This window comes from Salipiger sp. ABF4_146, assembly GCF_056161345.1.
Genome location: NZ_JBSWYX010000010.1, coordinates 232,026 through 241,671, shown reverse-complemented (window position 1 = coordinate 241,671; position 9,646 = coordinate 232,026). Strand labels below are relative to the sequence as shown.

Below are 9,646 nucleotides of genomic sequence, written 5' to 3'. Positions count from 1 at the left end.
TTTCTTGTTTCTCTCTCTCCCATCACTCCCCCCCCCCCCTCTTCCCCCTCCCTGTTTCTTTTCTCTTTCTTCTCTCTCGCTCCCCCCCCCCCCCCCCCCCCCCAGGGCCGCAGACCCAGCCCAGCCAGCGAAACCGCGCCCGCGATGAAACTGCGGCGGCTTGCGAAATAGCCCATCAAAATCCCTCCGTGTCCAAAGCTTCGGGGTCGATGAACCCCGCGCCTTCAATACTGTCGTCACCCAGTTCGTGGCGCCGCTTTTCAAGCCAGATCACCCGCGCCTGCGCGTAGCTGTCGGCGCTGCCTTCCAGAACCGCATCGATCGCATCCCCATACTCGCTGCGTTTGATCGCCAGTTCGCCCAGTCGCGCGCCGTAGCGAACATAGCGTTGCGGCGAGGGAAGCACATAGGCGAAAGGATCGGTGAAGAAGTCGACGAAAAGACCCACCGTCTCGCGCTCGGTCGACGGACCAAGCACCGGCAGTTCCATGTAGGCTCCTTCTGGAAAGCCCCAGACGTAGAGCGTTTCGCCAAAGTTGCTGCGATCCTCGGGCAGCCCCATGGGCCCGGCGATGTCGATCAACCCAACCACACCCAGCGTCGCGTTCACGGAAAAGCGAAGAGTGTTTCGCGATGCCCGCAGCAGCCGGCCTTGCAGGATCTGGTTCACCACGGTCTGCGGCAGGGCCACCGTATCCGAGAAATTCACCACCCCTGATTTAACCGGCTGCGGCAGCGATGAAATCATCCCGCTATCACCGCCTCCGGAGAGTCCCGAGTAAACTTTCTTGTTAAACGTGTGGACGCGGCGATTGGCGGGTTCCTGCGGATCGAATATGCCATCCGAAGACTCGCCCGGACCGGGTGTCGCACATGCCGCGAATCCCGTTATAAGCGCCAGCGCAGCAAAGGCGCGCAGCAACGAGGCGCCGCCACCCGACCGTGGACCCGACCGTGGAATTGTCATTAGGAAAAACCGAATCTTGATGTACAAGATCTAGGTAATTGGAAAAGCCGCCAAGCCCAAGCCGACAAACAGCATGGATCCCGGTCGTGGCACGAGAGCGACATGATTATTTTAGATGACCCGCGTCGCAGACGAAATACAGACAAATGGAGAGCGGAATAGCGCTCATGCAAAATAGAATTAAATCTGCAGGTGCAGATGAACTCGCATCCGCCCGCAAGCAAAGCCGTGCCTATTATTGGTTCGTTGGTGTTTTTAGCTTCTTCGTCAACATGTTGATGCTGACGGGCCCGCTTTACATGCTTCAGGTCTACGATCGGGTGCTTGGCTCGCGGTCCGAGGCGACCCTGATAGCCCTGACCGCTTTGGTTGTTTTCCTATACGGGATGATGGGCGTGCTGGACTATGCCCGCGGGCGCGTCATGGCGCGCGTCGCGGCGCGTTTTCAGGCGGCGCTCGACATGCGCGTGTTCGACGCGGTGATTCGACGCTCAGCGGTAAAAATGGACGAATTGGCCGCCACCGGCCTCAAAGACCTCGAAGCCGTGCAACGTTTCATGGCCTCGCCGGTGCTGATGGCGCTGTTCGATCTGCCGTGGACGCCGCTGTTCATAGCCGGGATCTTCATCTTCCACCCGTGGCTCGGCTTTCTGGCCATCGCCGGCGGTGTGGTACTGGTGATCATCACCATCGCCAACCAGATGCTCAGCCGCACCCCCACGCTGAAATCCAACCGCGCCGTGCTGGCCGCCGAACAGACCTCGGAGCAGATTCGCCTCGACGCCGAAACGGTGCAGGCCATGGGCATGCGCGGGGCCGCGTTCCGCCGCTGGGACCGGGCCCGCTCGGAGGCGCTGAACGGCCAGATCTCGACCAACGATCTCGTCGGCACCTTCACCACGATGACCAAGAGCTTCCGCATGCTGCTGCAGTCGGCGATGCTGGGCCTTGGCGCCTATCTGGTGCTGCAGAACGAGCTGACCGCCGGTGCGATGATCGCGGGCTCGATCCTGATGGGCCGCGCGCTGGCCCCGATCGAACTGGCGATTGGCCAGTGGCCGATGGTCACCCGCGCCCGCAAAGGCTGGGACAATCTGGCGGAACTGCTGGGCGAGATGCCGCCCGAGCCGGCCCGCACGCCGCTGCCGCGCCCCCGCGCGCTGTTGGAGGTTCAGCAGCTGACCGTGGTGCCCCCGGGCGAACAACAGGCCGCGCTGCGCCTCGTGTCCTTCGACCTGCAACCGGGCCACGCCATCGGCGTCATCGGCTCTTCGGGCGCGGGCAAATCGACGCTGGCGCGCGCGATCACCGGGGTCTGGCGCCCCGCTGGCGGGCGCATCCGTCTCGATGGCGCGACGCTCGATCAGTATGACGAGGATCTGGGCAAGCACATCGGCTATCTGCCGCAGCGGGTCAGCCTGTTCGACGGCACCATCGCCGAGAACATCGCCCGCCTCGCCGACCAGCCCGACCCCGAGAAGATCGTCGAAGCGGCCAAGAAAGCCGACGCGCATGAGATGATCCTCAAGCTGCCCAAGGGCTATGACACCCGCGTCACCGCCACGGGCGGGCGGCTGTCGGGCGGCCAGATGCAGCGCATCGGGCTTGCCCGCGCCATGTATGGCGACCCGATGATCCTCGTGCTCGACGAACCCAACTCGAACCTCGACAACGAGGGCAGCGAGGCGGTGAACGCCGCCATCCGCCGTCTCAAGGAAGAGGGCAAGGCGGTGATCATCATGGCGCACCGCCCCGCCGCGATCCGCGAGTGCGACATGCTGCTGATGCTCGAACACGGCGCCCGCGTCGCCTTCGGTCCGAAGGACGAGGTGCTGCGCTCGCAGGTTAAGAACCACGAACAGATTACCCGGCATGCCGGGCCCGGAGGTGTCCGCTGATGTCGCAAGAGACCGACAAGCGCTTCCCGCTCAACAAACCGCTCACGCTGGGCCTTGTTGCCCTGCTTATCCTCGTCGGTGGCTTCGGCACATGGGCCGCCACCACCAATATCTCTGGCGCCATCGTCGCCGGCGGCCAGATTCAGGTCGAGCGCAACCGGCAGGTGGTCCAGCACCCCGACGGCGGCGTCGTCGAGGAGATTCTGGTCGATGAAGGCGATGTGGTCGAGGCTGGCGATGTGCTGATCAAGCTCGACCCGACGCTGCTGCAGTCCGAACTGAACATCGTCGAGGGTCAGTATTTCGAACTGGTCGCCCGCCGCGCGCGCCTCCAGGCCGAGCGTGACGGCTCCGAGGAACTGGCGTTCGACGAGACGCTGCTGCAGGTGGCCGAATACGACGAGGAAGTGCAGGAACTGATCGAAGGCCAGCGCAACCTGTTCTTTGCCCGCCTCGAGTCGCTGAACCGCGAGTCCGAGCAGCTGACCAAGCGCCGCGATCAGATCGTGAACCAGGTCGACGGGCTCAACGCCCAGCAAAACGCGCTTAGCAGCCAGCTGGCGTTGATCGAGCGGGAGCTGAGCGATCAGCAATCTTTGCTTGACCGCGGTCTCGCGCAGGCCAGCCGCGTTCTCGCCCTGCAACGCGAAGAGGCGCGTCTGTCCGGCGACGTCGGCGATCTCACCGCCCAAAAGGCGCAGTCCGAAGGCCGGATGACCGAGATCGACATCGAGGTGCTGAAACTGGCGACCACCCGCCGCGAAGAGGCAATCACCCAGTTGCGCGACATGCAGTATCGCGAACGCGAACTGGCCGAACAGCGCCTCGCGCTGCTCGAAAAGCTCAAGCGCATGGAGATCACCGCGCCGGTGGGCGGCATCGTCTACGGGCTGACGGTCTTCGCCGAGCGCTCGGTGATCCGCGCCGCGGACCCGGTGATGTATCTGATCCCGCAGGACCGGCCGTTGGTGATCACCGCGCAGGTGCCGCCGATCCACATCGATCAGGTCCACGTCGGGCAAGAGGTGACGCTGCGCTTCTCGGCGCTCGACCAGCGCCGCACGCCAGAAACCTTCGGCACGGTGACGCAGCTTTCGGCGGACGCCTTCACCGACGAGAACACCTCGGCCAGCTTCTACCGCGCCGAGATCATGCTCGACGAAGGCCAGATCGACCGCCTGCCTGAGGGCACCCAGTTGATCCCCGGCATGCCGGTGGAGGCCTTCCTGCGCACCGCCGACCGCACGCCGATCGCCTATCTTGTGAAGCCTTTCACCGATTACTTCTCGAAAGCCTTCCGCGAAAGCTGAGCGCGCCGCGCAGACCTGCACGCAAGGGGCCGCGATCCACCGTGATCGCGGCCCCTTTTCTTTGGCTGCCGCTGCGTCTAGCGTCCGCGCACGTCAATAGGAGGCTCCCATGACCGATATCACCGCCCGCCTTGCAGAGCTTGGCCTGTCGCTGCCCGACGCGCCCGCCCCCGCCGCCAACTATGTGCCCTACGTGCACAGCGGCAACATGCTCTACGTGTCGGGGCAGATCAGCATGGACGACAACGGCCTGATCACCGGCAAGCTCGGCGACGCGCTGGATGTCGAGGCCGGTGCCAAGGCCGCCGAGCGCTGCGCGCTGTCGCTGATCGCACAGGCCAAGGCGGCCTGCGGCGGCGATCTGTCGAAGCTCAAGCGCGTGGTGAAGCTGGTGGGCTTCGTCAACTCGACCGCCGATTTCACCGATCAGCCCAAGGTGATCAACGGCGCCTCTGACCTCATGGTCGCAGTCTTTGGCGACGCCGGAAAACACGCGCGCTCGGCGGTGTCCGCGGCCTCTCTGCCCATGGGCGTCGCCGTCGAGATCGAAGCGATCTTCGAGCTCGCGTGATGCCCGTGCCCGGCCTGCCCGCCGCTTTTCTTGACCGGCCCATCGCGCATCGTGCTCTGCACGATCTCGCGGCGGGCCGGCCCGAGAACTCCCGCGCCGCCATCGCCGCCGCCATCAACAAGGGCTACGGCATCGAGATCGACCTGCAGCTGTCCTCCGACGGGGTGGCGATGGTCTTTCACGACGAGCGGCTGGAACGGCTCACCGGCGCGCGTGGTCTGCTCGGCGCCCGCGACGCCGCCGAGTTGTCGGGGCTGCGGCTCAAGGGCGGCGATGAAGGCATCCCGACGCTGACCGAAGTGCTTGATCTGGTCGCGGGTCGGGTGCCGCTGCTGATCGAGGTAAAAGATCAGGACGGCGCGCTCGGGCCCGACGTCGGACAGTTGGAAAAGGCCACGGCCGAGGCGCTGCGCCGCTACGACGGGCCGGTCGCGGTGATGTCCTTCAACCCCCATTCCATCGCCCGCATGGCACGGCTGGCGCCGCAAGTGCAGCGCGGGCTCACCACCGATGCCTTCGATCCCGAGCACTGGGCCGGTGTGCCCGGCTGGCGCCTCGACGAACTGCGCGCGGTTCCCGACTACGACCGCACCGGGGCGTGTTTCATCAGCCACGGCTGGCGCGACCTCGGCAGCCCGCGGGTGGCCGAACTGCAGAGCGCGGGTGCCAACATCCTGTGCTGGACCATCCGTACGCCCGAGCAGGAGGCACAGGCGCGCAAGGTGGCCCAGAACGTCACCTTCGAGCACTATCTCGCGTGAGCGTGTCTTGATCCCGGCGCCGCCGGGGTCAGATACTCCCCAGTGATGACACGGCCGAAGAATTTCGCATGACCGACCAGAGTCCCACCGAGACAGCTGGCGAGACCATCGCCGTCAACGTGCTGAGCTCGCTTGACCAGATTCCCGAACTCGACTGGGACGCCTGCGCCTGCCCCGAGGCGGCACAGGGCGGGCGCCCGGACGATCCTTTCACCACTTGGCGCTTTCTGCGCGCGCTGGAACGCTCCGGCTCGGTCGGGCGCGGCACCGGCTGGGAGCCGCGCTATCTGGCCGCCGAAAAGGCCGGACGGCTGATCGCCGTCGCGCCGCTCTATGCCAAGGGTCACAGTCAGGGCGAGTATATTTTCGACCACAGCTTCGCCCATGCCTATGAGCAGGCCGGCGGCGACTATTACCCCAAGCTGCAGATCGCCGTGCCCTTCACCCCGGCCACCGGGCGGCGCTTTCTCACCCGGCCCGGCCACGAGGCCGAAGGCATGATGGCGCTGGTACAGGGCGCGGTGCAGCTGACAGCCGAAAACGGTCTGTCGTCGCTGCACATCACCTTCTGCACCGAGGGCGAGGCCGTCGCCGGCGAGCGCATGGGCCTGCTGCGCCGCGTCACCCAACAGTTCCACTGGCTGAACAAGGGCTATGCCGATTTCGAAGGCTTCCTCACCGACCTGAGCTCGCGCAAGCGCAAGGCGATCCGCAAAGAGCGCGCACGGGCGCAGGAATTTGGCGGCGTCATCCGCGTTGTTACCGGTGACGAGATCGAGCCCGAGCACTGGGACGCGTTCTGGACCTTCTATCAGGACACCGGCAACCGCAAATGGGGCACGCCCTATCTGACCCGCGAGTTCTTTGACGAGGTGCACGAGACGATGCGCGAAGACATCGCGCTGGTGATCTGCGAGCGCGAGGGCATGCCGGTGGCCGGGGCGCTCAATTTCATTGGCCGCGACGCGCTCTTCGGCCGCTATTGGGGCTGCATCGAGGATCACCCCTGCCTGCATTTCGAAGCATGCTATTATCAGGCCATCGACTTCGCCATCGCCCATGGCCTCGGGCGGGTGGAGGCCGGGGCGCAGGGCGAACACAAGCTGGCACGCGGATATCTGCCCAGCCAGACGCATTCGCTACATTGGTTTCCCGACAAGGGGTTTGCCCGCGCCGTGGCGCGCTATCTGGAGGCCGAGGCACGCGCCGTGGACGAGGACATCGAGGTTCTCACCGCCTACGGCCCGTTCCGGAAAGACCACGGGAAGGACACCCAATGACTGAGAAACTCTCCGACACCGGCCGCGCCACCATGCTGGCGCCGCTGCTCGACAACGGCTGGGAGATGAACGAGGCCGAAGACGCGCTGTGCAAGACCTTCGAATTCGACGATTTCACCGAGGCGTTCTCGTGGATGACCCGCGCCGCGCTCTGGGCCGAGAAATGGAACCACCATCCCGACTGGCGCAACGTCTACAAGACCGTCGAAGTCACGCTGACCACCCATGACGTGGGCGGGCTCAGCTCGCTCGATGCCAAGCTGGCGCGCAAGCTCGACACGCTGTGACCGCCGCGCCCGGCCTCCCTGCGCGCCAGCGCGTGGAGGAGGCCGGAGTTGCGTATTTTTGAAGAGAAGAAGACCCGATGCGTCTTCGCTTCAAAGCTTCTTCTCTTTCCAAATACGCAAATCCGGCGGCGCCGCAAAAGACGCCTCCGGGTCTTTGTCAGATCGCCGCCAGCAGCGCCTCTCCGCCGGAAGTCTCGCAGGTGCCGCGCCCAGTTTCCTCGTGGAACACCACGACCTTGCCGTCCTCGACATACATCGCGTAGCGCTTGGAGCGGCGGATGAGCCCGGCGGGCGGCGCGCTGAACTCCATGTCAATGGCGCTGGTGAAGGCGCATTCCGGATCGGCGAGCATGGTCAGCCCGGCCTCGGTCGCCCCGGTGCTTTCGCCCCAGACCTGCATCACGAAGGGATCGTTGACCGACACGCAGATGATCTCGTCCACACCCTTGGCGTCGAAACCGTCCTTGGTGCGGATGAAGCTGGGCACATGCGCCGACGAGCAGGTCGGTGTGAACGCTCCGGGCAGGCCGAAGATCACCACCTTGCGCCCCTTCAGCCTATCGCCGAGCGCGACCGTCTCGGGGCCCGCCTCTCCGATCTGCACCAGATTTGCCTCGGGCAGAGTGTCACCTTCCGTCAGGGCCATGCAGGCCTCCCTTGATTGCGTTTCCATCTCTTCGGGATATAGGTTTCGCGCAAACGACGGAAAATGGAAATGGGGGCGGCCATGGGGCATGTTGTTGTGATCGGCGCGGGACAGGCGGCCGCCTCTCTGGTGGCGCGTCTGCGCGGCAAGGGCTTCGATGGCGCGATCACCGTGATCGGTGCCGAAAACGAGCCGCCCTACCAGCGCCCGCCGCTGTCGAAGGCGTACCTGCTGGGCGAAATGGACAAGGACCGGCTCTACCTGCGTCCGCGCGCCTTCTATGACGATCAGAACATCACGCTGATGCTGGGCGAACCTGCAGTCTCTGTCGATACCGAGACGCGGCATGTCATCGCGGGCGGAGAGAAGATCGCCTATGACGATCTGGTGTTCTGCACCGGCTCTGCGCCGCGCCAGCTGCCCGCCGCGATCGGTGGCGATCTGGAAGGGGTCTGCGTGGTGCGCGGCATCGCCGATGTGGATGCGATGCGCGCGCGCTTTACGGAAGGCGCGCGAGTGCTGATCGTCGGCGGCGGCTACATCGGGCTCGAGGCGGCGGCGGTCGCCTCCAAGCTCGGCCTGCAGGTCACGCTGGTGGAAATGGCCGACCGCATCCTGCAGCGTGTCGCCGCGCCTCAGACCTCGGACTGGTTCCGGGCCCTGCACAAAGCGCAAGGCGTGGATCTGCGCGAGGGTGTGGGCCTTGGCAAACTGCTGGGCGAGGAAGGCCACGTCACCGCGGCCGAGCTGACCGATGGCACCACCCTGCCGGTGGATTTCGTCATCGTCGGCGTCGGCATCCTGCCCGAAACAGAGGTGGCCGAGGCCGCTGGCCTTGAGATCGAGAACGGCATCCGCACCGACGCCATGGGCCGCTGCTCTGCGCCGCATGTCTGGGCGGCGGGCGATTGCGCCTCCTTCCCGCTGGGCGGGTCGCAGATCCGGCTGGAAAGCGTCGGCAACGCCATCGATCAGGCCGAGGCGGTCGCCGACAACATCATGGGCGCCGAGACGCCCTATCAGCCGAAGCCGTGGTTCTGGTCCGACCAGTACGACGTGAAACTGCAGATCACCGGGCTGAACGCGGGCTACGATCAGGTCGTGGTGCGGGATGGCGGCGCAGGCCCGGTGTCGCATTGGTATTATAGAGGCGGCCGCCTGATCGCGCTCGACGCGATGAACGATCCGCGCGCCTATATGGTCGGCAAGCGGCTGATCGAGGCGGGCAAGAGCGCCGATCCAGAGGTCGTGGCCGACGCCGGCAGCGACCTCAAGGCGCTGCTGAAACCATGAGGATCATCGCCGGAGACTGGCGCGGCCGCCCGCTCACCGCCGTCGGCAAGGGCGATCCGGGCGCGCATCTGCGCCCGACCACCGACCGCGTGCGCGAGAGCCTGTTCAACATGCTTGGTGGCGGGCGGTTCGGCGACCCGTTCGAGGACGCCGTGGTGCTCGATCTCTTCGCCGGAACCGGCGCGCTGAGCTTCGAGGCGCTGTCGCGTGGCGCCGCCTCGGCCGTCTTGGTCGACGACGGGCGCATCGCACAGAAGCTGATCAAGCAGAACATCCGCCTGCTAGGCTGTGCGGATCGGGCCACGATGCTGGGTTGCAACGCCACCCGCCTGCCGCCCGCCGAGGCGCAGGCGGCGGCCCCGGCAACGCTGGTGTTTCTGGACCCGCCTTACGGGCTGAACCTAGGCGCAAAGGCGCTGCAGGCAGCACGGGCGCAAGGCTGGCTGGCCCCCGAAGCGCTGATCGTCTGGGAGGAAAGTGGCCCGCAGGACGCGCCCGCAGGCTTCACCCCGCTCGACACGCGCCGCTATGGCGACACCACGGTGACCTTGCTCGAAGCGCCTTGAACGGCCAACCTGCGCTTGGCGGCCTGCCGCCCGCGCCTGATCCTCTCCTGATCCCGGGGGCTTGCCA

At 65.7% G+C, this 9,646-nt stretch carries 10 protein-coding genes; 8 read left to right on the top strand and 2 right to left on the bottom strand.

Features of this window, described 5'->3' with window-relative positions; all coding sequences use genetic code 11:
• Positions 1 to 175 precede the first annotated feature (175 nt).
• Complete coding sequence (locus tag ACXAJT_RS16290) at positions 176 to 922, bottom strand: MlaA family lipoprotein (protein ID WP_475236938.1); 747 nt, start codon at positions 920 to 922, stop codon at positions 176 to 178.
• A gap of 212 nt (positions 923 to 1,134) precedes the next feature.
• On the opposite strand from ACXAJT_RS16290, the gene ACXAJT_RS16285 reads away from it, so the two are divergent.
• The 6 genes from ACXAJT_RS16285 (at position 1,135) to ACXAJT_RS16260 (ending at position 7,074) form a co-directional block, all read left to right on the top strand.
• Positions 1,135 to 2,865 carry a type I secretion system permease/ATPase gene (locus tag ACXAJT_RS16285; protein WP_475236936.1) on the top strand — a complete coding sequence of 577 codons (1,731 nt, stop codon included), beginning with the start codon at positions 1,135 to 1,137 and terminating at the stop codon, positions 2,863 to 2,865.
• The gene (locus ACXAJT_RS16280) at positions 2,865 to 4,175 is read left to right on the top strand and encodes an HlyD family type I secretion periplasmic adaptor subunit (RefSeq protein ID WP_475236934.1); all 1,311 of its coding nucleotides are present in this window, start codon (positions 2,865 to 2,867) and stop codon (positions 4,173 to 4,175) included. The genes ACXAJT_RS16285 and ACXAJT_RS16280 overlap by 1 nt, the downstream gene beginning before the upstream one ends.
• A 109-nt stretch (positions 4,176 to 4,284) precedes the next feature.
• Positions 4,285 to 4,746, top strand: coding sequence for a RidA family protein (locus ACXAJT_RS16275; RefSeq protein WP_475236931.1), 462 nt, complete (start codon positions 4,285 to 4,287; stop codon positions 4,744 to 4,746).
• Positions 4,746 to 5,507, top strand: a complete 762-nt coding sequence (locus ACXAJT_RS16270; RefSeq protein WP_475236929.1) for a glycerophosphodiester phosphodiesterase family protein — start codon at positions 4,746 to 4,748, stop codon at positions 5,505 to 5,507. Before ACXAJT_RS16275 ends, ACXAJT_RS16270 begins: the two co-directional genes overlap by 1 nt.
• A gap of 68 nt (positions 5,508 to 5,575) precedes the next feature.
• Complete coding sequence (locus ACXAJT_RS16265) at positions 5,576 to 6,787, top strand: GNAT family N-acetyltransferase (protein ID WP_475236927.1); 1,212 nt, start codon at positions 5,576 to 5,578, stop codon at positions 6,785 to 6,787.
• Positions 6,784 to 7,074, top strand: coding sequence for a 4a-hydroxytetrahydrobiopterin dehydratase (locus tag ACXAJT_RS16260; protein ID WP_475236924.1), 291 nt, complete (start codon positions 6,784 to 6,786; stop codon positions 7,072 to 7,074). Before ACXAJT_RS16265 ends, ACXAJT_RS16260 begins: the two co-directional genes overlap by 4 nt.
• A 157-nt stretch (positions 7,075 to 7,231) precedes the next feature.
• On the opposite strand, the gene ACXAJT_RS16255 is transcribed toward ACXAJT_RS16260, so the two are convergent.
• A complete protein-coding gene (locus ACXAJT_RS16255) occupies positions 7,232 to 7,720 on the bottom strand; it encodes a redoxin family protein (protein ID WP_475236921.1) in 489 nt (162 codons plus the stop codon).
• Between the two features lie 81 nt (positions 7,721 to 7,801).
• Here ACXAJT_RS16255 and ACXAJT_RS16250 point away from each other — a divergent pair, with 81 nt between their 5' ends.
• Both ACXAJT_RS16250 and rsmD read left to right on the top strand, forming a co-directional pair.
• Positions 7,802 to 9,013 carry an NAD(P)/FAD-dependent oxidoreductase gene (locus ACXAJT_RS16250; protein ID WP_475236920.1) on the top strand — a complete coding sequence of 404 codons (1,212 nt, stop codon included), beginning with the start codon at positions 7,802 to 7,804 and terminating at the stop codon, positions 9,011 to 9,013.
• Positions 9,010 to 9,579: a 16S rRNA (guanine(966)-N(2))-methyltransferase RsmD gene (gene rsmD, locus ACXAJT_RS16245; RefSeq protein WP_475236916.1), complete on the top strand. Its 570-nt coding sequence runs from the start codon at positions 9,010 to 9,012 to the stop codon at positions 9,577 to 9,579. The genes ACXAJT_RS16250 and rsmD overlap by 4 nt, the downstream gene beginning before the upstream one ends.
• The last annotated feature ends 67 nt before the right edge of the window (positions 9,580 to 9,646 follow it).